Origin of the sequence: Citrobacter sp. wls829, assembly GCF_005280825.1 — a bacterium.
GTDB lineage: Bacteria > Pseudomonadota > Gammaproteobacteria > Enterobacterales > Enterobacteriaceae > Citrobacter > Citrobacter gillenii.
In genome coordinates, this window is the sequence record NZ_SZWP01000041.1 from 18,404 (window position 1) to 43,084 (window position 24,681).

Sequence of the window (24,681 nt, forward strand, 5' to 3'; positions counted from 1 at the left end):
CCTCCCCGTCGCATCGCGTGGCGGGGAAAAACCTTTCTTTCTGACTCCTGACCACTCTTTTCCTCTGCCTGCCATTTAACAAATAGTGCGTTTCACTATCCAAAAACATTCACACAGTGAATACCTCGAATTATAAACGCACAAATTGCGAAATTAACTATCACCATGAATTTACTGTATTTTTTTAAAATAATGGGTTCAATTATGCGTTTTTAATTCCAATAAGTTATTAAAACCACATTTCTTAACACTTAATTACAGCAGAAACCATTAGCGTGGTATTAATTTATCGAGTGATTAGTGTATACTTGATTTTGTGATAAGGGTCACGAAACGAAGACCCCAATAAAAGAATTCGACGAGGTAAATATCATGAAAATCAAAACGACTGTTGCAACCTTAAGCCTTCTTTCCGTTCTCTCTTTTGGCGCCAGTGCGGCGGTTAATCAGGTGAACACACAAGAAGCACAGAATTTGCAATCCATGGGTACCATCTCTGTTTCTCAGATTGGCAGCTCACCGATGGATATGCGTCAGGAAATCGTCGCCAAAGCTGAAAAAGCAGGCGCCAGCAGCTACCGCGTGACCGAACTGCGTGAAGGCGCGCATTGGCACGCAACCGCTGAACTGTACAAATAAACCCTCGTCGTCTGGTCCGAGACGACTTGCCCCCGCCTGTCGGGGGCTTTTTTATGCCTTACATTGAATGACGGACGTTAAAGCGTAATTGCCCTTCCAGCTCTTCTTCTGCTTCATCAAACAGCAAAATCAGCGCTCCGTAGCGTCGGCGTTGTTTGTCCGGTAAATGGACAAACTCAATCTCCAGCGGCAGAGGTAGAACGTCGCCCATCACCACCTCCCACAGCGAATCGAGATCGCTTACCTTTTCCCGAGCAAGGCCGAATGCCCGCGTAAACTCGCGGTAGAAATCACCCTGTTCTTCAATCTCGTCAAAATCAAATGTATAGATGTTCATCTATAGCTACCATCCCAACGCCAGTCGCTCTACAGGCTCTCTCTATGCAGGGATTCCCACACATCAGGTAAGTATAGCCATAAAAAAACCGACGTTTTTAGCGCCGGTTTCTCACTTTCAACTGCTGGTCAAGGCATGCTGATACTTGTGGAGCATGCCGGTGAGTCGCTTCACCGGCTCCGTCACCTGAGGCGGCGCTTGCCAGAGGGTTAACTTCTCCTGATAGACATCAAGCTCCTCCAGCAATTGGCTAAAGTAGCGTCGGCGTTTGTCGTCGTTCCCTGCGGATATGATGTGATCGGCAGTACGTCGCAGTTGACGGTGAAAGGCGGATAAATCCTCGTTTACCGGTACTGGTGCATCGCGCAGACGCTGGTGTGCGATGATCATCGTCAGCGCCAGACGAAACTTCGCCAGGTCACCGGGGAATTTGTTCATCAGCAAAAAGAGCTGCTGGTAAAGCGCCGGGAGATGGTTTTCTTTGCGGCGAACCACATTGGTGGTCATCGCTGAAACCGCCGCCGACACGAACTGATTAAGCAGCACGCGACCGGTTCTGTCACGCGAGTTATCACGCACCAGTAAGATCACCAGAAACGCCAACACGCATCCGACAATCTGCCCAAGCGCACTGTCGAGGAACTGACTAAAGTGGAAGGTCATCGGGTTATCCAGCACGATGATGTTAATGGTACTGGCCAGCGCGCCCATTGAGCCCAGACGTCGCTTCTGAACCTCGATGCCCAGAAAGAACCCCAGCACTGCCAGGCTCAGGCACAGTAACAACATACTTTGCTGCGTATTGGGGATGATAACCAGAAAGTAGAGCGCACCCAGCGGTAACGCCGCCAGCGTGCCGTAAATAAAGTCGATTGCCACCATCCGCGGGTTGGGTAAACGCATCGCCAGTGAGGTCACCACCGCAATCATCACCATTGCGCCGCTACCTGACGTCCAGCCAGTCCACAGCCAGAACAAGGTGCCCAGCACGCAGGACAGCGTGGTGCGCCAGAAGTTGACCATCGCATGGTGGCGTTCGGCGGATTCCACTTTCACCACCGGCTCGCCCTGCAGGATCTCTTCTTCCGTAGCGCTGATTTTCGTGTTGCTAACCACCCCACGTTTCAGCAGCAAGTAACGGGTTGCCGCACTGGCCCAACTATAAAGGGTCACCGGCGTTTCGCGCTCGCCGGTCCAGACCATCACCCGGCGCATGCGCTTCAGTTGTTTATGCACATCCTGCACGGTTTCTACCGGCGTATCGAACAGTTCACGGAAGGTATCCGTAATCAGTTCCGGCCGCGTGTTCTGGATAAGATAGGTTTCACAGGATTGGGTAATCAACGTCAGTGACAGCGTGTTCAGCGCTTTGAGCCTGCGGTTGGCGCGCCCCCAGCGTGAGGACTCCATATTCAGGTTACTGCGCATGCCTTCCAGCGCCGCAGTCCGACGAACTAAATCGCCCCAGGCTTTGTCCACTTCTTCGCTGTCACCATGCTTAATACACAGTTGCATAAGTCGATACTGCGCCACCAGAAGGCTGTCCAGTTCAACGTCAATTTCTTGTTTCACCGAGCGGGGAGAAAAGAGCAGATCAGCAACAATTGCGCAGACAATACCGATCACAATCTCGCTGCAGCGCTCGAGGGCAAATTGCGGTGTCAGCAGAGGCTCAGCCTGGATAGTAATGACGATAATCAGCGCCGTATAACCCGAAAGCCCCCAGGCATAGGAGTTCTCAATCTTCACCAGCGAAGAGATCCAGGTACAAAAACCGGCCCAGACACAGCACACGAGGATCATCAGCAGCGGCGCACGGATCATGCTGATGATAATCACCAGTGCCGCAATACAGCCGATAAACGTCCCGATAATACGCAGCATCCCACGATAGCGGATCGCACCCGAATAAGGTTCTCCGCCCGCCGAAAAAGCGGGGCCTGCTGCCACAATCGCTGCGGTCAACACCGCCCAGCGCGGGGTCTCAAGCTGAAAATGAAAGCCAACGAACAGCGCCAGCACAATGGCGCATGCCAGTTTTAACGCAAAGCGGATATGCTGATTGGCAATGGATAAAATGCCCATCGCAATTAACCAAACTCGCGCAGACGGTGCGCCATTTTACGGAAGAAGGACTCCTGGCTGGCATCGCGATCCTGCTTCCCGGTAATGACCACAGTCGCCGTGGTCCCGGCTGGCCACAGCGTTCCCTGCTGGTCATCAAGACGGACGCGCACTGGCACACGCTGAGCCAGTCGCACCCATTCAAGGTTGGAGTCAATGGTCGCCATGCCTTTCGCATCCTGCGTACTGCTGGCATTCGTCACGCCCGCCGCAACGCTATCAACGGTACCTTTCAAAACCTTGTTGCTGCCAAGCGGCGTAATTTCAGCGCGGTAACCCGGACGCACACCTTCCAGCTTGGTCTCTTCCATATACGCCAGCACGTAGAAAGAGTGCTGTTTGACCAGCGCCACCGCCGTCGAACCACGGGTAATAAACTCACCGGAATAGACGTTAAGGTTCGTCACCCAGCCGTCGGCTGGCGCACGGATAACCGTACGTTCAAGATCGAGTTTTGCCAGATCGCGGGTCGCCTGCGCCTTCGCCAGCTGATGTAATACGGTTTGCAGCACGTTATTCGACTGGTCAATCTCTTCGCGGGACATGGCCTGAACGCCAAGACGGTTACGACGCCCCGCTTCCTGGCGTTTTTCCTGCGCCAGGACTTGATAATAGGCGACGTCCGCTTCGGCTTGTTCGAGGGCTTTTTTATAGCGCGGTTGGTCGATGGTGAACAGGACCTGATCCTTTTTCACCAGCTGGTTATCATACACGTTAACGTGAGTAATCAGGCCCGCGACGTCCGGGGCGATAGCAACAACCTCGGCACTAAAACGCGCATCACGCGTCCACGGCGACTCGGTGTAATAGACCCATGCGCGGAAAATAGCGATAAAAGCCAGAATGACCAGTACGAGAGTCATGGCCGTACGGGAGAGTTTTCTTGTTAGTGTTTTCACTTCAACCTCAAACGAACAGGCGCGTTATTAGATAGAACAGACAGCAATACAGCGCGGTGTTAAACAGGGCCGGATGCCAGACAAAATCATAGATGCCAGTTGGAACCAGCACCCGGCGCACCAGCCAGAAAATCGCCAGTGACAAAAGTAACTCGAAAAAAATCGGTGGGAAGGAAAGACCAAACACCACGATAACGGGAAACAGACTCATGTTGACCTTGGTTGCTTAAGAGAGTGCAGGCGATCGTTTATTGAGCGTATGTCACCGCAGAGAAGGGCAAGGATGAGCCAGGCGAGAGCGACATAGCTGTTATTTGAATAATAATATATTAACGTAACTGTTATGCTGTTATCTATATTATGTGATCTAAATCACTTTTAAGCCAGAGTGAACAATGGAACGATTAAAACGTATGTCGGTGTTCGCCAAAGTCGTCGAGTTTGGCTCCTTCACCGCCGCTGCCAGACAACTGCAAATGAGCGTTTCATCGATAAGCCAGACGGTATCAAAACTGGAAGATGAACTGCAGGTTAAGCTGCTAAACCGCAGTACACGCAGCATTGGGTTGACCGAGGCCGGAAAAATTTATTATCAGGGCTGCCGTCGCATGCTGCACGAAGTGCAGGACGTTCATGAGCAGCTCTATGCGTTTAACAACACGCCGATCGGTACACTGCGGATCGGCTGTTCTTCAACCATGGCACAAAATGTCCTCGCCGGACTGACCGCGAAAATGCTGAAAGAGTACCCCGGACTGGCGGTCAATCTGGTCACCGGCATCCCGGCCCCGGACTTAATTGCTGACGGTCTGGACGTGGTTATCCGTGTGGGCGCTCTCCAGGACTCCAGTCTTTTTTCACGTCGTCTGGGGACGATGCCAATGGTGGTCTGTGCCGCTAAAAGCTATCTCGCCCAGTTTGGCATCCCGGAAAAGCCCGCCGATCTCAGCAACCATTCATGGCTGGAATACAGCGTGCGTCCAGATAATGAATTTGAGCTTATTGCCCCGGAAGGGATTTCAACCCGACTGATCCCGCAGGGACGCTTCGTAACCAACGATCCCATGACGCTGGTGCGTTGGCTGGCCGCAGGCGCGGGGATTGCCTATGTCCCACTGATGTGGGTGATCAATGAGATCAATCGTGGTGAATTGGAGATCCTGCTGCCCCGCTACCAGTCAGATCCGCGTCCGGTTTACGCGCTATATACGGAAAAAGACAAGCTGCCGCTCAAGGTGCAGGTCGTGATTAACTCTCTCACAGATTATTTTGTCGATGTGGCGCAGTTGTTTCAGGGGATGTACGGCAGGGGTAAAGATAAATAAAAATGCCCGGTGGCGCTTCGCTTACCGGGCCTACGGTCGGTGCAGATATGTAGGCCGGATAAAACGCGAAGCGTTGCCATCCGGCATGTACAGTTACGCGGTACCGCCTACGGTAAGGCTATCTACCTTCAACGTCGGCTGACCCACGCCCACTGGCAGACTCTGCCCTTCTTTACCGCAAACGCCGACGCCGTTATCCAGTTTCAGGTCATTACCCACCATCGAAACCTGCTGCATCGCTTCAATGCCGGAGCCGATCAGCGTCGCACCTTTCACCGGCTTGGTCACTTTACCGTTTTCAATCAGATACGCTTCAGACGTTGAGAACACAAACTTCCCGGACGTGATGTCCACCTGACCGCCGCCGAAGTTCGGAGCATAAATACCGTATTCAACGGACTCAATAATTTCCTGCGGCGTAGATTTACCCGGCAGCATATAGGTATTGGTCATGCGCGGCATTGGCAAATGTGCGTAAGATTCACGACGTCCGTTACCGGTCGGCGCTACACCCATCAGACGCGCGTTCAGCTTGTCCTGCATATAGCCTTTCAGAATACCGTTTTCAATCAGGACATTGTACTGGCCAGGCGTACCTTCATCATCAATAGCCACTGAACCACGGCGATCCGCCATCGTGCCGTCATCCACGATGGTGCACAGCTCAGATGCCACCAGCTCACCCATGTGGCCGCTAAAGACTGATGTCCCACGACGATTGAAGTCACCTTCAAGGCCATGACCGACCGCTTCGTGCAGCAGCACGCCCGGCCAGCCTGCACCCAGCACGACCGGCAGTGCGCCTGCTGGCGCGGCTACCGCGGAGAGATTCACCAGCGCCATGCGCACGGCTTCTTTCGCCCATGCATCGGCACGGACTTCGCCGTCAAGGGGGGCGAGGAAATAGTCATAGCCAAAACGACCACCACCGCCGCTAGCGCCACGTTCACGCTTACCGTCATCTTCAACCTGCACGCTAACGGACAGGCGCACCAGAGGACGAACATCAGCCGCCAACGTACCGTCAGTCGCCGCAACCAGAATCAGCTCATAAACGCCGGTCAAGCTAGCGGTCACTTCCTGCACACGTTTGTCGGCGGCACGCGCGACCTTATCAACGCGACGCAGAATATCCAGCTTCTCTTCACGGCTCATGCTCTGCAACGGATCAAGTGAGGTATAAAGCGCCTGATGCTCTACTGCACCCAGCGTTTTCACTTTGCCATCACCGTTGTCGCGCACAATAGTACGGGCAGCAAGAGCACTTTGCTCCAGCGCCAGCAGACTTATCTGGTCCGCATAGGCAAACCCGGTTTTTTCGCCGCTGATGGCACGCACACCAACGCCCTGATCGATATTGTAAGAACCATCTTTAATGATGCGGTCTTCTAAAACCCAGGATTCGTGATAGCTCGACTGAAAATAGAGATCGCCGTAATCAAGACGGCGTTCGGCCAGTTGGCCCAGAATGGCAAACAGGTCCTGATGTTTCAGGCCATTCGCCGCTAGCAATTGTTCACTTACCAGGTTCAGACTCATCGTTTTGCTACTCATTAGTTGCCGCCGTAAAACAGCGGTAAGAAGATCATATTTACTGAGATTGGGGCAATTACTCGCCCCCGTCAAATCATTGCTGGCTTTCTTTACGCGGCTGGCGCAGAACTTCGTTAATCTGCGGTTTATCGACCGGACCAGTGATGCGATAGCGCAGAATCGAGACTTTGCTCCACAGCGGCCCCAAGACTTTACTGGCGGCAAACACCGCCGCGCCGACAATCGGATTAACGGCAAATGCGGCGGCAACCCCCACGGTGGCAGAAATTTCCGGCGCGACCACGGCTTCCATATTCAGCTCACGGCGCACCAGATTGACCGAGCCTTTCATGGCGATATCGGCTTCCAGACCATCCACCAGCGTATCGTCGGTATGCATCACGCCATCTTTTATCCACGCCGTACTGCGAATAGAGTCAAAATAAAAGCCTTCGTTAAACGTATCGCTAAAATCGAAACGCAGTTTACGCAGCAACGCATCAAAGCTCAGTAGGCGCAGCAACTGCCCCGCATGCCCGGTGCTGAGTTCAGTAATCTCACCTTTGCCCAGACGGGTCCGCAAAATACCATTCAGCGACGCTTCATCCGGATCCCAGGGCGGGTTACGCCAGTGCAAATCGTACTCGACGTTGAATGAGGAGTTGCGGATCGGGGTCGATACACCAAAGAAACCGGCCGCTGAATCAATTTTATTACCGTTCAGTTTTCCTTTAAGCGACGTACGCACATTACCCGGCGCGTTAACCCATTCACCGTCGAGGGTCAGTCTGGCAAAGCCCGTATCCAGCAGTCCGTTATCCAGGGTCAACGTATCACCCTTAATCGCGACGTCAGCATCAATGCGCCCGTATTTCTGCCCCCACATCCAGCACTCTTCGCAGCGCAGTTGAACGTCCGGCCAGCCACGGAAGCTGACGTTATTGATCGCGGAAAACGGTGAGGCCGGAGTGGCGTTCGGTGCGGGTTTTGCGGCGCTCGGGTTGTAATAGAGATACTTCACGTTTGCCAGCCACGGTGCGTTATTGCGCATCGCCAACGTCGCGTTGATCTCACGCCCCTGCGCCTGCACTTTACTGCCGTTCAGTGAAGGCTCAGATACAATACTGAGATTATTCCACTGCTGACCGCCCAACGATAGCGACGGCGTGCGCACCGTTATACGCTGCGGGAAGTCCGCATTGGTGCCCACGCTGTCCGCCGCGCCTTTGTTAAACAGTGCCAACCATTGCGCACCATCCATTGGCGGCAAATTGAGCTCAATACCTTGCTGCTCGGGCAGGTCAGGCACAGTGCGGCTTTCAGAAGCCCAGATAGCACGATCAAGGGTCAGTTTCTGATTCAACAGCCAGTGGCTGTTAAAGTGATTTTTAGGCCCCGCGTTGCCCGTTAAATCGAAGCTGCGCAGGTTGCCGTCGGCCTTCACGTTTAATGGCAGAGACTCGCCGGCCGCTTTATTCAGCGGCGCAGGTAAGTGACTGCTTACATTCTTCAGGTCGCCTTTAAGCTCAATGCTGTAGGTCGCCCCGGCATGGTACGGAAGATCGATACCCACTTTGCCATTCCACGCTACGCTGCCGCCTAAGGCCTCGTTCACCTGCGTTGGCAGGATACCCATGCGGGTTGGCTGCCAGTCCCCGTTCAGGTTTACCGCAACCTGATAGGCTTTAGCACCCTCGGTGGTGGAAAAGTCGACGTTCAGCGGCTGATTAAACCAGTTGGCCGTCATCGGCTCGCTTTGAAGTGAGCCGTTGATAAAGCTAAATTTGCCGTTCAGGTTCTTTAATGTACTGTCGAGTGGCTTAATAAACAGGCTGTTATTACGCAGGTTAACATCACCTTTGGCCGTCACCAGCGAGCCATCAAAGGGGATATCCAGATGTAAGCGAGCATTCACATCGCCGTCAATCTGGAGCTGCTCCAGCGTGGCGCCCAGTGAATCCTTCAACGGCGTCTCATCAAAATACGGTCCAACTGCCTTGCCCGGACCATTAATGTCGGCATCAATTAGCAGCTTTTCTTTCGCGTAGTCGGGAATATCAGCTGTCAGGTTGCTGGCTCTCACCCCACCTAAATTGACGCCGTCGGTCTTCATCCACAGACCGTTATTCATGAAGTTCAGCTCAATGTTGAGATTGGTAAGCGCTGGCCAGTCAGGCTGGAAAGCAAACTTAGCATTGCGCAGCGGCACCAGTACCTGGAACTGACCTTCGTTATGTGGATACGGGAACAGGCGCGGGTTACCGCCGTACACCAACGTGGCGTTATCCGCCTCACCGCCCTGAATCGCACCGCTCAGGTAGTCGACCAGGTCTTTACCCATCAGGTTTTCCGGGAAATAACGCCAGGCCTGAGAACCATCGTCGGTGCTGATACCCGCCAGAATGCCCAGCCACGGCTCATCACCTGTCGGCTGCAGATAGCGAAAGCCGCCGCGCGCATGGACGGCTTTCGCTTTAACATCAATATTTCGCCCATCCAGCTGAAAACCTTTGTCATTCTTCAGCCAACTTAGCGTCGCCACCCCGTCTTCGATTTCCAGCGGCGCGCGGAAGACGGTTTCATACGGCATTTTCGCCTGCTTCATCGAAACGGTGAGCGCACCATTTTCTACGCTACCGGCAAGCGTACCGGAGAAATGCTCGGCGCCCGGTAACAGCTTCCACTGCTTCCAGGCCAGATCGGTCCACGAGGACTGGAAGCGCGTTTTTTCTGTCGCCTGTAACGGGATATCCAGCGCCAGCGTATCTATCTTGCCGCTCGGCTGCGTGGCGCGCCAGATGTCACCTAACGCCGGAGAGAGCTTTGCCGCCATGGGGCGCAGTCCATCCAGGCCCGCCAGCTCGAGGTTACTGGCTCGAATGCGCAGCTCATCGCTGCGTTTGTTATTCTCGCCCCCCACTTCTTGCTCGGGGATCCAGGCCAGGGTGAGCGCGCCACTCGGCCAGGGCTTGTTATCCATCGTAATGCGCGTATCCGGGATCGCGAACACCCAGCCGGGCTGCTCGCGGCTAATATGCGCGGTCAGGTTATCAACGGACAGCGTGTGCGTGTTGTTGTCACCTTTCCAGCTTGCCCCGCCTTTCTTCAGCCAGACATCGCCACTGGAAATTTCGCCTTTGCTGAGCGTCATCCACCCTTCCAGGCTAAAGCGTGCCGTTTGCAGCGCGACGTTATCCTGCATCCATTTCCCCAGCCACGGTTTGACGTCGATGTCATCGGCCTGTAGCCAGACCCGGCCATTGTTCAGCAGCCCTTCGTCATCACGCAGATCCATCCGTACCTGCATGATACCGTGCTGCCCGGTCAGGCTGGAGAGGCTGACCTGGCCTTCGGCGCGGTGTCTGTTTTTTCCGTTCAGCCAGGTAAGCTGCGGGATCGCCAGTTCTGCACGCTGACCAGAGAGGGTCAAGAAACTGATTTGGCTGTCGCGGAGATCGAAGTGATCGAACTGGCGTAAAAACAGATCGCTAACGCGGCCGGGTTCGACTCCATCGTCATTGTTGCTGCGCTGGATAGGCGTATTAGTGCGTAAATGCAGTTGCCAGAAGGTGAGATCGCGAAACTGCCAGCGCATGTGCAGCAAGCTTTGCCAGACATCCAGCGCCAGCGTGACGCGTTTGACCGAGAATTCGCCGCCGTCGCTAAGCTGAGTGTGGATATCGCGGGCTTCAAGGGTGGGGCCAAAATTCTGCCAGTTGGCGGAGAGCTGGCTGGCAGAAACGGTCATACCGGTGGCCGACTCAATTTTACTGAGGATCGCAGGCCGCCAGCTATCGAGATGCGGCAACGCAAGGCGCAGGCCACTGACCAGTAGCGCTGCGATGACGACGAGCGCGGCTCCAGTGAGCAGTAAAATCCCCGGCAATCGCCTCACGCATCTCTCCTTGTCTGCCAAAAAATGTGACTCACAAAATCGTTTTGCCGGATGGCGGCGTGAACGCCTTATCCGGCCTACAAGGTATCGCCATCAGGTGGTTAACTACATCATAACGACGTCGAACTGCTCCTGGTTATAGAGCGGTTCGATTTGTACTTTAACCTGCTTACCGACAAAAATTTCCACTTCCGCCAGCGCGTGTGACTCTTCACCTTTCAGGGCTTCCGCCACGGCCGGAGAAGCATAGACCAGGAAACGATCGGAGTCGTAAGCATGATGGACACGCACGATCTCCCGCATAATTTCATAGCATACGGTTTCGACCGTTTTGACCGTACCGCGTCCGTGGCAGGTCGGGCATTCGTTGCACAGCACATGCTCCACGCTTTCACGCGTGCGCTTACGCGTCATCTCCACCAGCCCCAGCTGTGAAAAGCCGTTAATGCTGGTTTTAACGCGATCTTTACTCAGCGCCTGCTCCAGAGAGTGCAGCACCCGGCGGCGGTGATCTTCATTACTCATGTCGATAAAATCGATAATGATAATGCCGCCCAGGTTACGCAGACGCAGCTGACGCGCAATCGCCTGCGTAGCTTCAATATTGGTATTAAAGATGGTGTCATCGAGATTACGATGCCCAACGAACGCACCGGTATTGATATCCACGGTGGTCATGGCTTCGGTTTGATCGATAATCAAATAGCCACCGGATTTCAGCTCAACCTTGCGTTCCAGCGCACGCTGAATTTCATTTTCCACATCAAAGAGGTCGAAAATGGGCTGTCGTCCACTGTAATGTTCCAGCTTGCTGGTCATCTCAGGGATGTATTCTGCTGTAAACTCCAGTAACGCTTCGTAGGTCAGACGGGAGTCCACGCGGATCCTGTCGAGCTGAGCATCAGCAAAATCACGCAACACGCGCTGCGCCAGCGCCAGCTCGCCGTACATCTGGTAACGGGTTTGCGGGCGCTTTTTGCGCTCCATGACTTTGGTCCAGACACGCTTGAGATACGCCGCATCTGAGGCCAGATCGTCCTCGCACACGCCTTCTGCAGCCGTGCGAATAATAAATCCACCCTGCTCATCGCAGTAATCCGCCACCACTTTTTTCAGGCGTTCACGCTCGGTTTCGCTTTCGATACGCTGGGAAACCCCAACGTGCGAAGCACCAGGCATAAAGACCAGGTAACGGGAAGGCAGCGTGATGTCTGTCGTCAGGCGAGCGCCCTTGGTGCCCAGCGGATCTTTGACCACCTGTACCATCAGGTCCTGGCCCTGACGAACCAGTTCGGAAATGTCGCGCACGGTGAACTGCTTCTGTTCTTCACCCGCCACGCATTCGGTGTGCGGCATGATGTCTGAAGCGTGAAGAAAAGCGGCTTTATCCAGCCCAATATCTACAAAAGCCGCCTGCATACCCGGAAGTACACGACTTACACGACCTTTGTAGATATTGCCTACGATTCCGCGTCGCGCCTCACGTTCAATATGAATTTCCTGCAGAATACCGCCATCAATGTACGCCACGCGTGTTTCCGAGGGCGTTACGTTTACCAACAATTCAGCCGTCATGTTTATCCCTTTTTTCACGCAGTGCGTTAAAATTGCTCAGCAACTCATACGTTTCTACCAGCGGTAAGCCGACCACGGCGTGATAGCTGCCATTTATCTTCCTGACAAAACAACCACCCAACCCTTGAATACCGTATGCACCTGCTTTATCCATCGGTTCACCGCTGGCAACATAGCCCGCGATGTCCTCATCTGTTAGTGCTCTGAACGTGACGTCCGTAACCACCAGGCAATCCAGACTGTGCTGACGATCGGCTAATGCCACCGCCGTCATCACCTGATGTGTTTTGCCTGACAGCTTATGCAGCATTGCGGCCGCATGCGCGGCGTCGTGCGGTTTTTCCAGCACTTCGCCATTCAGGATGACAATGGTATCAGCCCCCAGCACCGGTAAATCTCGCGCAGCCAGCGCAACACCAGCCTGAGCCTTCTCACGCGCCAGGCGAACAACATACTGCTGCGCGCTCTCTTGCGGATGACGCTGTTCCTCAATCCCTGGAACCAGCCGTTCAAAGGTGACGCCAAGTTGGGTCAATAATTCCTGACGGCGTGGGGAACCTGAAGCCAGATACAGAGTATTCATATCAACCTTATTGCACCGCAAACTGCTGGCGGACTTTACGCATCAGTAAAAATAGCCATGGCCAAAGCACACCATTTACTACACTACTCCAGAACACTTCAGGTCTGAAAGAGACGTTGATCACTAAAAACTCGGCCCAGAAAACAATAATGTCCACGACCAGTGATAACAACATAACCACCAGCGCCTGTTGCCAGAGCGCCAGGTTACGGAATAGCTGGAATTTCAGCGCAACCAGGTAGGCAATGATACTCATCGACAAAGCCCGCACGCCAAGTGTGGAGCCGCTAATGAGATCCAGTATGGCACCCACCACAAATCCTGTGCCCACATTTACGCGATGCGGCAGTGCCAGGATCCAATACAACAAGATGAGCAGCACCCAGTTTGGCCGGTAAACAAGAATGTCGTCCGGCCAGGGCATGACTTGCAGTAAAAGTGCGATAAGGAACGAGAGCCAAATAACCCAACGCCCCTGACTACGATAGCTTGCCACTTACTGCCCTCCCGGCTTACGCGGAGAAGGTGCTGGCGGCGTTGTCGTTGCTGGCGTCGGCGTCACGCCAGTCGCTGGTGCAGGAACAGGCGCAGGCGGGCCCATCGCGTCCGGTGCAGGCAGAACCTGCGGCATCATTTGCATCAGACGCTCATTGGCTACGCGATGCACTTCTTCCGGCGTCATCGGATTGGCGCCATTACGATCCGCCCCCCACAACAGCAGCAGGTAACGCAGACGCTGTAACCCTGCCGTCGGACGCGCCTGAATCACGGTGTAAGCACGCTGAGTGTCCAGTTTAACGGAAGAGACCACGGCAACCGGATAGCCTTCAGGGAAGCGGCCGCCCAGACCGGAGGTTACCAGCACGTCGCCAACGCGAATGTCGGTATTAGCCGGCAGATGCTCGAGCTGCAGATCGTCCGTACAACCGTTACCGGCAGCAATCACGCGGATATCGTTACGCAATACCTGGATTGGCAGCGCATGGGTGGCATCACAAATCAGCAGCACGCGACTGGTCAGTTTCGCCACGGCAACAACCTGGCCCACAACGCCTTTGTCGCTGATGACCGGCTGCCCTTCATAGACACCGTTCACGCTACCCTTGTCGATAACTACCTGATCGCTGTAAGGGTCATTAACCGTTGAGATGACCTGAGTCACCATCTTTTGTTCATCCTGGCGCAGCGGCGATCCCAGCAGCTCGCGCAAGCGCGCGTTCTCCTGTTTATATTGCCCCAGCATCAGCAGTTCACTGTTTTTCAGCAGCAGTTCCTGACGCAGCGCCCGGTTTTCAAGTTCAAGTTGGTCACGCGAGGCCAGCGTTTGCGACACGCCATCGAGTAATTCACGGGGACCATTAGAAATAAAGTAGAAAGGACTGACGGCGGTATCCATGTATGTTCGGATTTGACTAAACATACCCAAGCGGCTGTCGGCAATAATAACGCCGAGCGCCACCAGCACCGCCAGAATAAGGCGAATCTGTAGCGACGGGCCACGGCTAAAAATTGGCTTCATAAGTTTGCGTATTCTCGTATCAGATTCGGCAGGGCAATCGGATGTTAACCCTGCCGGTATCCGATTACTCTTCGCTGAACAGGTCGCCGCCGTGCATATCGATCATTTCCAGCGCCTTGCCGCCGCCGCGCGCCACACAGGTCAGCGGATCTTCAGCAACAACGACTGGAATACCGGTCTCTTCCATTAACAGACGGTCAAGGTTACGCAGCAGTGCACCACCGCCGGTTAACACCATACCGCGCTCGGAGATGTCAGACGCCAGTTCTGGCGGACATTGTTCCAGGGCAACCATGACCGCGCTGACGATACCGGTCAGCGGTTCCTGCAGCGCTTCCAGAATCTCGTTAGAGTTCAGGGTAAAGCCACGTGGAACGCCTTCAGCCAGGTTACGGCCGCGCACTTCGATCTCAAGCACTTCGTCGCCCGGGTAAGCCGATCCGATTTCGTGTTTGATACGTTCAGCGGTCGCTTCGCCGATCAGGGAACCATAGTTACGACGCACATAATTAATGATGGCTTCATCGAAACGGTCACCACCAATACGTACGGAGGAGGAGTAAACGACGCCGTTCAGGGAGATAACAGCAACTTCAGTGGTACCACCACCGATATCCACAACCATAGAACCGGTTGCTTCGGAAACAGGCAGACCTGCACCGATCGCTGCCGCCATCGGCTCTTCAATCAGGAATACTTCACGCGCACCGGCACCCTGAGCAGACTCACGAATAGCACGACGTTCAACCTGAGTTGCGCCAACCGGAACACACACCAGCACGCGCGGGCTTGGGCGCATAAAGCTATTGCTGTGCACTTGTTTGATAAAGTGCTGAAGCATTTTTTCAGTCACGAAGAAGTCAGCGATAACGCCGTCTTTCATTGGGCGAATTGCAGCAATGTTGCCCGGCGTACGACCCAGCATCTGCTTCGCATCATGACCTACTGCTGCCACGCTTTTCGGCGAACCGGCACGATCCTGTCGAATGGCCACAACAGAAGGCTCATTCAATACGATGCCTTGTCCTTTTACATAAATAAGGGTATTCGCGGTACCCAGGTCAATGGACAGGTCATTGGAAAACATGCCACGAAATTTTTTCAACATACTAAGGGATAATCCTGAAAGCTGGGGCGGAAAACAAAATCCGCTTACTTTACCAACCACACGCAGCAGCGACAAGGCGGAAAAATCATCTGCTACGGTGAAAATTAGTGCAGTTCGTTTCCTTTGTTACAAAACCGGCCTGAGTCCATCAGGGCTGAAAAAATCAGCAGCACTCCTCGCTTTTGTTTGCAACCTGTCAAAGGTCATTCACCTGCATGTTTGCTGTTACATTCTGGCGAGCAGACAAGCACACCCCCAGAAGGCACAACGCGCGTTATTCTACGTGAAAACAAATTAAACGGCAGGTTAAACCGAGTATCTTTGCGAATATTTTTTCACGTTTGTGTCAAGTGGCTGTGATGCGGCAAAAAAATCCCCTTGCCCACCCGCGACTCCACGTTCTGTCAGCGTACGCCACTCACTACGCGAACGAACGCCAGTGGCATACACCTGCGTTGGCGTGCCTGAGCAGGCCTCCACCAGGCTCTGAACCAACAGCTGGTTCTCCGTACGTTTATCAATGTTTCTCACCAGACTTGGATGAAGCTTCAAGAGCTCGACATTGAGTTCTTTAATCCAACTGGTACTCACCAGCGTCAACCCCGCCTGCGTCACGGCAATGCGAACACCCAGCGCATCCATCAAACGAATAACGGGCTGTAACCGGCAGATGTGTTGACAAACATCTGCCTCAGCAAGTTCAATAATTATGCGTTTTCGCAGCGATTTTTCGCACTGCATCAAGGTATCACGCAGCCAACGCTGAAAACGCGGTCGAATAAGTGACTCAACCGTCGTCTGGATCGCCAAACTTTCCTGCGGCCAATATCCCAATAACAAGATCAGACGGCTAATCTGCAAACGGTCATATTCTTCCGCCAGGCCAAATTGCAGCACCATCGGCATATATTCCGCCGAGATAACCTCTTCACTGCCATCAAAAATGCGGCACATTAATTCCCGATGGTGTACTCGTCCTTCATGGGTGACCGCGGGTTTCTGATAGAGCCTTGGACCGCCCCGACTGAGCATCTGCTCAATGAGCGTGCGCCAGCGTACATTACCCCGACCTTTTTCCGGCAGCGAGTCATCATAAACTGACCAACTGTTCCCACCCTGTAATACCGAGTTCCGGGTTGCCGCTTCAGCGTGCTCCATCACCTGTTCAGCGGACTGGCCGCTGCGACAGACGCAAATGCCAATATGAATCATATCGGCACGATCAATTTTTTTATTAGTCGGAAGGGCATCGACCGCTTTTAACAACTGCCCTGCGATGCTTTCCGCCTCTTTCAAGGTGCGGTGCGGCAGCAGGATGGCAAAATCGCTACGGTGGTAGCGCGCCAACAGCGCCCCAGGATAACGCGCAATAAAGGTCGATAATAAATTGACCAGCGCCGAGATTTGTTCTTCCGCAAGATCCCCCCCCCAACTGTCGCGCAAAAGCGTAAAGTCCGGCAAACGCACCATCATTACCACGCCGTGGGCGCCCACTTTCTCCTGATCTTCCAGCAGCGTCGCCAGTTGATTGTCAAAAAACAGACGATTGCTGAGCCCGGTTTTTGTATCCTGCGCCACATACGATCGGATAAGCGTATCCAGCCTACTGCGCTGCTCGCGAGCGCTTTGAATTTCGGTGAGCAGCATATCGAGCGCACTGCTGGTGCGCGCTGGCCATTCATACACGGTTCCCCGCACGTTCGGCCCACGTTCACCGTTAAGGATCCGCGTGGAACGAATCTCCAACAGTTCCTGCCCGGAAAGCTGGCGCTGTAGCCAGCGCACCGACAAAAATAACATCAGGATAATAAAACCAATCGATAGCGTGAGCGGTGCGGTGGTCATCAGCGAATGGAAATAATTGCCCATCGGATCCTGATACACCAGGCGCAGCGACATCCCCGGATGCTTGAGCAAAGGGACGGTGATCTCACGGTACAGATTGTTTGTTCCCGCCGGGCGATAACTGCTGGTGCGGGAATGGCTATAAACCTTGCTTTCCCCCTGCAGCAGCTCAACGCGAACGATATCAACCGACACCATCAGCTCGTCTATTTGCGGCGTTAAGGTGACAAAATCTTTAGAGACCAGGTGCGTGTCGATCGCCGTCGCGACGGCATGGACACGACTAGTGAACTTATATTGGATCGCATTGTAGAAACTCAGCGAGCAGCCGATCAGCGTCACGAAGATCGTTAACCCTGTGAGCAAAGTCACAAAAGCTGAAAATTTCGTCGTTAATCGCATCCTTGTGTTAACTCCGACAGTTATGAATTAGGCATGAAAATGGAAAAGCGACACGAAAATGCAAAAATGAACGCGAAATCCGTCAATTTACATAAATAGTGTGGGCATACTACCAAATCAGGTATATCTGGCAATTTATTGCGCAGAATCGGCATCATGTTTTGATTAACGAGTATAGTCTTCATCATTCATTTTCCAATCCACTATATGAATTGAGGACAGGTTATGCAGGCTTTGATCTTAGAACAGCAGGACGGTAAAACCCTCGCATCCGTTCAACCCCTCGACGAAAATCAGCTACCTGAAGGCGATGTGACGGTGGATGTTCACTGGTCGAGCCTGAACTATAAAGATGCCCTGGCCATCACCGGCAAGGGAAAAATTATCCGTAATTTTCCGATGATTCCTGGTATCGATTTCGCCGGTACCGTTCGCCACAGTGAAGATCCCCGTTTTCACGCTGGTCAGGAGGTGTTGCTGACCGGTTGGGGCGTGGGCGAAAACCATTGGGGCGGACTGTCCGAACGGGCTCGTGTAAAAGGTGACTGGCTGGTTGCGCTACCAAATGGACTGAGTAGCCGCAACGCGATGATCATCGGCACTGCCGGTTTTACCGCCATGCTGTGTGTGATGGCGCTTGAAGATGCCGGTATTCGCCCGCAAGACGGTGAGATTGTTGTCACCGGTGCCAGCGGCGGCGTGGGTAGCACTGCCGTTGCGTTACTGCACAAGCTGGGGTATCAGGTTGCAGCGGTATCGGGTCGCGAAAGCACGCACGACTATCTGCGTAGTCTGGGTGCCAACCGAATCCTCGGTCGTGATGAATTTGCTGAAACTCGCCCGCTGGAAAAACAGCTGTGGGCTGGCGCCATTGATACCGTTGGCGACAAAGTACTGGCAAAAGTCCTCGCGCAGATGAACTATGGTGGCTGCGTTGCTGCCTGTGGTCTGGCAGGTGGTTTTGCACTGCCCACCACGGTGATGCCATTCATTTTGCGTAATGTGCGCCTACAAGGTGTTGATTCCGTTATGACGCCAGCAGCGCGTCGTGCTCAGGCCTGGCAACGTCTGGTCACTGACCTGCCGGAATCTTTCTACGCTCAGGCCGCAACTGAAATTACGCTCGCCGACGCGCCGAAGCTTGCTGACGCCATCATTAATAATCAGGTGCAGGGCCGCACGCTGGTGAAAATCGCCTAATCTGCAATTTTTCGTGATAAATTCGCGATAAGCCTTTGCCTCCGTCATGCTTAGCAAAACGCATGACGGAGGATGATATGAAATCCAAAAAACTGACGGAAACCGACGTAACGGCAGAATCTGTTTTTATGCTGCAACGTCGCCAGGTATTGAAAGCGCTGGGCATCAGTGCGACAGCCCTTTCCCTCTCTCCCAACGCCCAGGCCGATCTGCTAAGTTGGTTTAAAGGCAATGACCGACCGCCCGCACCCGCCGGAAAACCGCTTGATTTCACGAAACCTGCCGCCTGGCAAAATACATTACCGTTAACGCCGGAAGATAAAGTCACCGGCTACAACAACTTCTATGAGTTCGGTCTCGATAAAGCAGACCCGGCGGCCAACGCGGGCAGTTTAAAAACCGATCCGTGGACGCTGAAAATTAGTGGCGAAGTGGCAAAGCCATTAACCCTCGATCACGATGCGTTGACCACCCGCTTCCCGCTGGAGGAACGCATTTATCGCATGCGCTGTGTAGAAGCCTGGTCCATGGTCGTGCCGTGGATTGGCTTTCCTTTACACAAGCTGCTGGCACTGGTTGAACCCACCAGCAATGCGAAATATGTGGCGTTCGAAACGCTCTACGCACCGGATGATATGCCGGGACAGAAAGATCGCTTTATTGGCGGAGGGCTGAAATACCCCTACGTTGAAGGTTTACGCCTTGATGAAGCCATGCACCCGCTCACGCTGCTCACCGTGGGCGTTTATGGCAAAGCGCTTCCCCCGCAGAATGGCGCCCCTATTCGATTAACCGTACCGTGGAAATACGGTTTTAAAGGAATTAAGTCGATAGTCAGCATTAAGCTGACGCGCGATCGCCCGCCCACCACCTGGAATATGGCGGCGCCTAATGAATATGGGTTTTATGCCAATGTTAACCCCGGCGTCGATCACCCCCGCTGGTCACAAGCCACAGAACGTTTTATTGGCGCAGGCGGTATCCTCGACGTACAGCGTCAACCTACGCTGCTGTTTAACGGCTATGCCGATGAGGTCGCTTCGCTGTATCACGGCCTTAACTTGAGGGAGAATTTTTAAGTGCGTCTGACGGCAAAACACATCACCTGGCTGAAAGTTTGCCTGCATCTTGCCGGCTTTTTACCTTTTGTCTGGCTCTTTTGGGCCATTAATAATGGCGAATTAAGCGCCGATCCGGTCAAGGATATTCAACACTTTACCGGTAGGACGGCTCTGAAATTCTTGTTGGCAACCTTGCTGATCTCGCCGCTGGCGCGCTACGCTAAGCAGCCACTCTTAATACGCACTCGCCGCCTGTTAGGACTCTGGTGTTTTGCCTGGGCCACCTTGCATTTAACCAGTTATGCGCTGCTGGAGCTGGGCATTAACAACCTGAGTCTGTTGGGTCGAGAGCTAACGACACGGCCTTATCTGATGCTGGGAATTATCAGTTGGACTCTGTTATTTGCCCTCACACTCACCTCCACCCAGGCTGCGCAGCGGAAACTGGGAAAACGCTGGCAACTTTTACACAACTTCGTCTATCTTGTGGCGATCCTGGCCCCCGTGCATTACCTGTGGTCGGTGAAGATTTTATCCCCGCAACCAATCATTTACACCGCGCTCGCCGTCGTGCTTTTAGCCTGCCGTTATAAGAAGTTCCGCCAGTGGTGGCGGTAGTTTCGGGATATGTGCAGTGCGTTGCAAAACACAGACGAACCCACGTTCTTTACATGCAGGCGGTTGATTATCTTCCCTGATAAGACCAGTATTTAGCTGCCAATTGCTACGAAATGGTTATAATGTGCGACCTTGCTTTCCCTGGAGGCGTTTTTACAGCGCGGAAAGGGTGACAATCGGGTATTGAAGGTATATTTTGTCTTTTACCCGAAAATGGCAGAAGATAGCCACACAATGACTGGTAAGTTTTGATATCTCGTTTAATGGCTGCAGCACGCAGTGCAACGCCAGAGAGGGGTGACATCTTGTCACCAACAGTTATTCAAATGCTATACAGACGGCGATAAAACGCCTGTCACAATTTCACTAAACAAAGAGTACGGAACCCACTCATGGATATTCGTAAGATTAAAAAACTGATCGAGCTGGTTGAAGAATCAGGCATCTCCGAACTGGAAATTTCTGAAGGCGAAGAGTCTGTACGCATCAGCCGCGCAGCGCCAAATGCAGGTTTCCCGATGATGCAACAGGCTTATGCTGCACCAATGATGCAACAACCTGCTCCGTATAACGCTGTCGCGCAAACTGCAGCGCCAAGCATGGAAGCCCCTGCTGCAGCGGAAATCAGTGGTCACATCGTACGTTCCCCGATGGTTGGTACTTTCTACCGCACCCCGGGCCCTGACGCTAAACCGTTTATCGAAGTGGGCCAGAAAGTGAATGCGGGCGATACCCTTTGCATCGTTGAAGCCATGAAAATGATGAACCAGATCGAAGCCGATAAATCCGGCGTGGTAAAAGCGATTCTGGTAGAAAGTGGTCAACCGGTAGAATTTGACGAGCCGCTGGTCGTCATCGAGTAACGAGGCGAACATGTTGGATAAAATCGTTATCGCCAACCGTGGCGAGATTGCCCTGCGTATTCTTCGTGCCTGTAAAGAACTGGGCATCAAGACCGTCGCTGTACACTCAAGCGCGGATCGCGATCTAAAACACGTATTACTGGCAGATGAAACGGTCTGTATTGGCCCGGCTCCGTCTGTTAAAAGCTATCTGAATATCCCGGCAATCATCAGCGCCGCTGAAATCACTGGCGCGGTCGCTATTCACCCGGGTTACGGCTTCCTGTCTGAAAACGCCAACTTTGCTGAGCAGGTAGAACGCTCTGGCTTTATCTTCATCGGCCCGAAAGCCGACACCATCCGCCTGATGGGCGACAAAGTGTCTGCAATTACTGCCATGAAGAAAGCAGGTGTACCGACCGTTCCAGGTTCTGACGGCCCACTGGGCGACGATATGGACGCAAACCGCGCCCATGCCAAGCGCATCGGCTATCCGGTCATCATCAAAGCCTCCGGCGGTGGCGGCGGTCGCGGTATGCGTGTTGTACGCGGCGACGCTGAACTGGCTCAATCCATTTCCATGACCAAAGCTGAAGCGAAAGCCGCTTTCAACAATGACATGGTTTACATGGAAAAATACCTGGAGAACCCACGCCACATCGAAATTCAGGTGTTGGCTGACGGTCAGGGTAACGCAATCTATCTGGCAGAACGTGACTGCTCCATGCAGCGCCGTCACCAGAAAGTGGTCGAAGAAGCACCAGCACCGGGCATTACCCCGGAACTGCGTCGTTACATCGGCGAACGTTGCTCCAAAGCCTGTGTGGATATCGGCTACCGTGGAGCGGGTACTTTCGAGTTCCTGTTCGAAAACGGCGAGTTCTATTTCATTGAAATGAACACCCGTATCCAGGTAGAGCATCCAGTTACCGAAATGATCACCGGCGTTGATCTGATCAAAGAGCAGCTGCGTATCGCTGCGGGTCAGCCGCTGTCCATTACGCAGGATGAAGTTGTGGTTAAAGGCCATGCGGTAGAATGCCGTATCAACGCCGAAGACCCGAACACCTTCCTGCCAAGCCCGGGTAAAATCACGCGTTTCCACGCGCCGGGCGGTTTTGGCGTACGTTGGGAGTCTCATATCTACGCAGGTTACACCGTGCCTCCGTACTATGACTCAATGATCGGTAAGCTTATCTGCTACGGCGAAAACCGTGATGTGGCGATTGCCCGCATGAAAAACGCCTTGCAGGAACTGATCATCGACGGGATCAAAACCAACGTCGATCTGCAGATCCGCATCATGAATGACGAGCACTTCCAGCGTGGTGGTTCCAATATCCACTACCTGGAGAAGAAACTCGGACTTCAGGAAAAGTAAGTACGCATTAACTGCAAAGGCCGGATCCTCCGGCCTTTTGTTTTTCTCCCCTCCGGCACGTCCCATAAGGTACAATCCCCGCTTTCTTTATCCACAAGGGACAAAAAATGGACGCTCGTTTTGTTCAGGCCCATAAAGAGGCGCGCTGGGCGCTGTGGCTGACCCTTTTCTATCTTGCTACATGGTTAGTAGCCGCTTACTTACCAGACTCCACGCTGGGCTTTACTGGCTTACCACACTGGTTCGAAATGGCCTGCTTGCTAACCCCGCTGGTTTTCATTGTTCTGTGCTGGGCGATGGTGAAATTTATCTATCGCGATATTCCTCTGGAGGATGACGATGCAGCTTGAAGTGATTTTGCCGCTTGTCGCCTATCTGGTAGTGGTGTTTGGTCTCTCTGTGTACGCGATGAGAAAGAGAACAACCGGCACGTTCCTGAATGAGTATTTCCTCGGCAGCCGCTCAATGGGCGGGGTCGTTTTAGCCATGACGCTGACCGCAACATACATCAGCGCAAGCTCGTTTATTGGTGGCCCGGGGGCCGCGTATAAATACGGGCTGGGATGGGTGCTGTTGGCGATGATCCAACTGCCGGCCGTCTGGTTGTCGCTGGGTATTCTTGGCAAGAAATTTGCGATTCTGGCGCGACGCTACAACGCCGTCACCCTTAACGATATGCTGTTTGCCCGCTATCAGAGCCGTTTGCTGGTCTGGCTGGCGAGCCTCAGCCTGTTGGTAGCTTTCGTTGGCGCGATGACAGTGCAATTCATCGGCGGCGCACGTTTGCTGGAAACCGCGGCGGGTATTCCATACGAAACAGGTCTGCTGATCTTTGGTATCAGTATTGCGTTATACACCGCATTCGGCGGATTTCGTGCCAGCGTGCTCAATGACACCATGCAGGGCATGGTGATGCTAGTTGGGACCATTGTCCTGCTTGTGGGTGTGGTCCACGCAGCGGGCGGCCTCAGCAACGCGGTGGAGACGCTGCAAACGATCGATCCGAAACTGGTGACCCCACAAGGCGCTGATGACATTCTGTCCCCAACCTTTATGACTTCGTTCTGGGTTCTGGTGTGCTTTGGCGTGATTGGCCTGCCGCATACCGCCGTGCGCTGTATCTCTTATAAGGACAGTAAAGCGGTCCATCGTGGGATGATTATCGGCACGATTGTGGTGGCAATCCTGATGTTTGGTATGCACCTGGCGGGTGCATTAGGACGCGCGGTGCTCCCTGACCTGACAGTACCTGATCTGGTTATCCCCACCTTGATGGTAAAAGTCCTACCACCGATTGCTGCGGGGATCTTCCTTGCCGCACCGATGGCGGCGATCATGTCGACGATCAACGCCCAATTGCTGCAAAGTTCCGCTACGATCATTAAAGATCTCTACCTGAATCTGCGCCCGGAACAGCTGAAAAATGAAACCCGCCTGAAGCGCATGTCGGCGGTGATCACCCTGTTATTGGGGGCGTTGTTGTTGCTGGCCGCGTGGAAACCACCAGAGATGATCATCTGGCTCAACCTGCTGGCGTTTGGCGGGCTGGAAGCGGTATTCCTGTGGCCGCTAGTGCTGGGCCTGTACTGGGAGCGAGCGAACGCAGCGGGCGCACTGAGCGCCATGATTGTCGGCGGTGTGCTGTATGCCATACTCGCTACCTTTAACATTCAGTACCTGGGCTTCCATCCAATTGTGCCCTCGTTGCTGCTAAGTTTGCTGGCTTTCCTGGTCGGAAACCGTTTTGGTTCTGCCGCCCCGCAAGCCGCCATATTGACTACTGATAAATAAAGAG

General features: G+C 53.6%; 22 protein-coding genes. 10 read left to right on the top strand and 12 right to left on the bottom strand.

Going from position 1 to position 24,681, the window contains the following annotated elements; translation table 11 throughout:
* Positions 1–372: 372 nt before the first annotated feature.
* Positions 373–639, top strand: coding sequence for a DUF1471 family stress response protein YhcN-B (yhcN-B, locus tag FDW88_RS05430; protein WP_096755476.1), 267 nt, complete (start codon positions 373–375; stop codon positions 637–639).
* 58 nt (positions 640–697) lie between these two features.
* On the opposite strand, the gene FDW88_RS05435 is transcribed toward yhcN-B, so the two are convergent.
* The 4 genes from FDW88_RS05435 to aaeX all read right to left on the bottom strand — a co-directional run bounded on the left by FDW88_RS05435 (position 698) and on the right by aaeX (position 4,210).
* Complete coding sequence (locus FDW88_RS05435; protein WP_096755475.1) at positions 698–976, bottom strand: hypothetical protein; 279 nt, start codon at positions 974–976, stop codon at positions 698–700.
* 117 nt (positions 977–1,093) lie between these two features.
* A complete protein-coding gene (gene aaeB, locus FDW88_RS05440; RefSeq protein ID WP_137362171.1) occupies positions 1,094–3,061 on the bottom strand; it encodes a p-hydroxybenzoic acid efflux pump subunit AaeB in 1,968 nt (655 codons plus the stop codon).
* A gap of 5 nt (positions 3,062–3,066) precedes the next feature.
* Positions 3,067–3,999 carry a p-hydroxybenzoic acid efflux pump subunit AaeA gene (gene aaeA, locus FDW88_RS05445; protein ID WP_137362172.1) on the bottom strand — a complete coding sequence of 311 codons (933 nt, stop codon included), beginning with the start codon at positions 3,997–3,999 and terminating at the stop codon, positions 3,067–3,069.
* Between the two features lie 7 nt (positions 4,000–4,006).
* Entirely contained in the window at positions 4,007–4,210 is a 204-nt protein-coding gene (gene aaeX, locus FDW88_RS05450) for a p-hydroxybenzoic acid efflux pump operon protein AaeX (RefSeq protein WP_003025177.1), read from the bottom strand.
* A 184-nt stretch (positions 4,211–4,394) separates the two neighbouring features.
* Between aaeX and aaeR the strand changes: the two genes are divergently transcribed.
* Positions 4,395–5,324, top strand: coding sequence for an HTH-type transcriptional activator AaeR (gene aaeR, locus FDW88_RS05455; RefSeq protein ID WP_117342751.1), 930 nt, complete (start codon positions 4,395–4,397; stop codon positions 5,322–5,324).
* A gap of 93 nt (positions 5,325–5,417) precedes the next feature.
* Here the strand turns inward: aaeR and tldD are convergent, their stop codons facing one another.
* From tldD to mreB, 7 genes are all read right to left on the bottom strand, one after another.
* On the bottom strand, positions 5,418–6,863 hold the full coding sequence (tldD, locus tag FDW88_RS05460) for a metalloprotease TldD (RefSeq protein ID WP_137362179.1): 1,446 nt from the start codon (positions 6,861–6,863) through the stop codon (positions 5,418–5,420).
* A gap of 88 nt (positions 6,864–6,951) precedes the next feature.
* Positions 6,952–10,752, bottom strand: a complete 3,801-nt coding sequence (gene yhdP / locus FDW88_RS05465; RefSeq protein ID WP_137362173.1) for an AsmA2 domain-containing protein YhdP — start codon at positions 10,750–10,752, stop codon at positions 6,952–6,954.
* Between the two features lie 105 nt (positions 10,753–10,857).
* Positions 10,858–12,327, bottom strand: coding sequence for a ribonuclease G (rng, locus tag FDW88_RS05470; protein ID WP_096755470.1), 1,470 nt, complete (start codon positions 12,325–12,327; stop codon positions 10,858–10,860).
* Positions 12,317–12,910: a nucleoside triphosphate pyrophosphatase gene (locus FDW88_RS05475; RefSeq protein WP_115257357.1), complete on the bottom strand. Its 594-nt coding sequence runs from the start codon at positions 12,908–12,910 to the stop codon at positions 12,317–12,319. Before FDW88_RS05475 ends, rng begins: the two co-directional genes overlap by 11 nt.
* A gap of 7 nt (positions 12,911–12,917) precedes the next feature.
* Positions 12,918–13,406 (bottom strand): rod shape-determining protein MreD, encoded by a 489-nt coding sequence (gene mreD, locus FDW88_RS05480; protein ID WP_103928680.1) that lies wholly within the window; start codon positions 13,404–13,406, stop codon positions 12,918–12,920.
* Complete coding sequence (mreC, locus tag FDW88_RS05485; RefSeq protein WP_096755467.1) at positions 13,407–14,429, bottom strand: rod shape-determining protein MreC; 1,023 nt, start codon at positions 14,427–14,429, stop codon at positions 13,407–13,409. It abuts the gene before it with no gap.
* 64 nt (positions 14,430–14,493) lie between these two features.
* Entirely contained in the window at positions 14,494–15,537 is a 1,044-nt protein-coding gene (mreB, locus tag FDW88_RS05490) for a rod shape-determining protein MreB (RefSeq protein ID WP_034498906.1), read from the bottom strand.
* On the opposite strand from mreB, the gene FDW88_RS22420 reads away from it, so the two are divergent.
* The gene (locus FDW88_RS22420; RefSeq protein WP_153880057.1) at positions 15,515–15,835 is read left to right on the top strand and encodes a hypothetical protein; all 321 of its coding nucleotides are present in this window, start codon (positions 15,515–15,517) and stop codon (positions 15,833–15,835) included. The two genes, mreB and FDW88_RS22420, sit on opposite strands and share 23 nt — an antisense overlap.
* Before the next feature lie 8 nt (positions 15,836–15,843).
* Here FDW88_RS22420 and csrD read toward each other — a convergent pair whose 3' ends face one another.
* Positions 15,844–17,784, bottom strand: coding sequence for an RNase E specificity factor CsrD (gene csrD, locus FDW88_RS05495; RefSeq protein ID WP_137362174.1), 1,941 nt, complete (start codon positions 17,782–17,784; stop codon positions 15,844–15,846).
* A gap of 225 nt (positions 17,785–18,009) precedes the next feature.
* Between csrD and FDW88_RS05500 the strand changes: the two genes are divergently transcribed.
* The 7 genes from FDW88_RS05500 to panF all read left to right on the top strand — a co-directional run bounded on the left by FDW88_RS05500 (position 18,010) and on the right by panF (position 24,677).
* Positions 18,010–18,984, top strand: a complete 975-nt coding sequence (locus tag FDW88_RS05500) for an MDR family oxidoreductase (protein WP_117342754.1) — start codon at positions 18,010–18,012, stop codon at positions 18,982–18,984.
* A gap of 77 nt (positions 18,985–19,061) precedes the next feature.
* Positions 19,062–20,063 (top strand): protein-methionine-sulfoxide reductase catalytic subunit MsrP, encoded by a 1,002-nt coding sequence (msrP, locus tag FDW88_RS05505; RefSeq protein WP_117342755.1) that lies wholly within the window; start codon positions 19,062–19,064, stop codon positions 20,061–20,063.
* Entirely contained in the window at positions 20,064–20,663 is a 600-nt protein-coding gene (msrQ, locus tag FDW88_RS05510; protein ID WP_137362175.1) for a protein-methionine-sulfoxide reductase heme-binding subunit MsrQ, read from the top strand.
* Between the two features lie 392 nt (positions 20,664–21,055).
* Positions 21,056–21,526, top strand: a complete 471-nt coding sequence (gene accB, locus FDW88_RS05515) for an acetyl-CoA carboxylase biotin carboxyl carrier protein (RefSeq protein ID WP_096755462.1) — start codon at positions 21,056–21,058, stop codon at positions 21,524–21,526.
* 10 nt (positions 21,527–21,536) lie between these two features.
* Complete coding sequence (gene accC, locus FDW88_RS05520) at positions 21,537–22,886, top strand: acetyl-CoA carboxylase biotin carboxylase subunit (protein ID WP_096755461.1); 1,350 nt, start codon at positions 21,537–21,539, stop codon at positions 22,884–22,886.
* A 107-nt stretch (positions 22,887–22,993) separates the two neighbouring features.
* Positions 22,994–23,236 carry a YhdT family protein gene (locus tag FDW88_RS05525; RefSeq protein ID WP_096755460.1) on the top strand — a complete coding sequence of 81 codons (243 nt, stop codon included), beginning with the start codon at positions 22,994–22,996 and terminating at the stop codon, positions 23,234–23,236.
* Complete coding sequence (gene panF / locus FDW88_RS05530) at positions 23,226–24,677, top strand: sodium/pantothenate symporter (protein ID WP_115257352.1); 1,452 nt, start codon at positions 23,226–23,228, stop codon at positions 24,675–24,677. The genes FDW88_RS05525 and panF overlap by 11 nt, the downstream gene beginning before the upstream one ends.
* Positions 24,678–24,681 lie beyond the last annotated feature (4 nt).

What these genes read in the sequence shown, in the direction of transcription:
- yhcN-B (WP_096755476.1), top strand. Translation starts at nt 373, where the DNA reads ATGAAAATCAAAACGACTGTTGCAACCTTAAGCCTTCTTTCCGTTCTC.
- FDW88_RS05435 (WP_096755475.1), bottom strand. Translation starts at nt 976, where the DNA reads ATGAACATCTATACATTTGATTTTGACGAGATTGAAGAACAGGGTGAT.
- aaeB (WP_137362171.1), bottom strand. Translation starts at nt 3,061, where the DNA reads ATGGGCATTTTATCCATTGCCAATCAGCATATCCGCTTTGCGTTAAAA.
- aaeX (WP_003025177.1), bottom strand. Translation starts at nt 4,210, where the DNA reads ATGAGTCTGTTTCCCGTTATCGTGGTGTTTGGTCTTTCCTTCCCACCG.
- aaeR (WP_117342751.1), top strand. Translation starts at nt 4,395, where the DNA reads ATGGAACGATTAAAACGTATGTCGGTGTTCGCCAAAGTCGTCGAGTTT.
- tldD (WP_137362179.1), bottom strand. Translation starts at nt 6,863, where the DNA reads ATGAGTCTGAACCTGGTAAGTGAACAATTGCTAGCGGCGAATGGCCTG.
- rng (WP_096755470.1), bottom strand. Translation starts at nt 12,327, where the DNA reads ATGACGGCTGAATTGTTGGTAAACGTAACGCCCTCGGAAACACGCGTG.
- FDW88_RS05475 (WP_115257357.1), bottom strand. Translation starts at nt 12,910, where the DNA reads ATGAATACTCTGTATCTGGCTTCAGGTTCCCCACGCCGTCAGGAATTA.
- mreC (WP_096755467.1), bottom strand. Translation starts at nt 14,429, where the DNA reads ATGAAGCCAATTTTTAGCCGTGGCCCGTCGCTACAGATTCGCCTTATT.
- FDW88_RS22420 (WP_153880057.1), top strand. Translation starts at nt 15,515, where the DNA reads ATGCCACGAAATTTTTTCAACATACTAAGGGATAATCCTGAAAGCTGG.
- mreB (WP_034498906.1), bottom strand. Translation starts at nt 15,537, where the DNA reads ATGTTGAAAAAATTTCGTGGCATGTTTTCCAATGACCTGTCCATTGAC.
- csrD (WP_137362174.1), bottom strand. Translation starts at nt 17,784, where the DNA reads ATGCGATTAACGACGAAATTTTCAGCTTTTGTGACTTTGCTCACAGGG.
- FDW88_RS05500 (WP_117342754.1), top strand. Translation starts at nt 18,010, where the DNA reads ATGCAGGCTTTGATCTTAGAACAGCAGGACGGTAAAACCCTCGCATCC.
- msrP (WP_117342755.1), top strand. Translation starts at nt 19,062, where the DNA reads ATGAAATCCAAAAAACTGACGGAAACCGACGTAACGGCAGAATCTGTT.
- accB (WP_096755462.1), top strand. Translation starts at nt 21,056, where the DNA reads ATGGATATTCGTAAGATTAAAAAACTGATCGAGCTGGTTGAAGAATCA.
- accC (WP_096755461.1), top strand. Translation starts at nt 21,537, where the DNA reads ATGTTGGATAAAATCGTTATCGCCAACCGTGGCGAGATTGCCCTGCGT.
- FDW88_RS05525 (WP_096755460.1), top strand. Translation starts at nt 22,994, where the DNA reads ATGGACGCTCGTTTTGTTCAGGCCCATAAAGAGGCGCGCTGGGCGCTG.
- panF (WP_115257352.1), top strand. Translation starts at nt 23,226, where the DNA reads ATGCAGCTTGAAGTGATTTTGCCGCTTGTCGCCTATCTGGTAGTGGTG.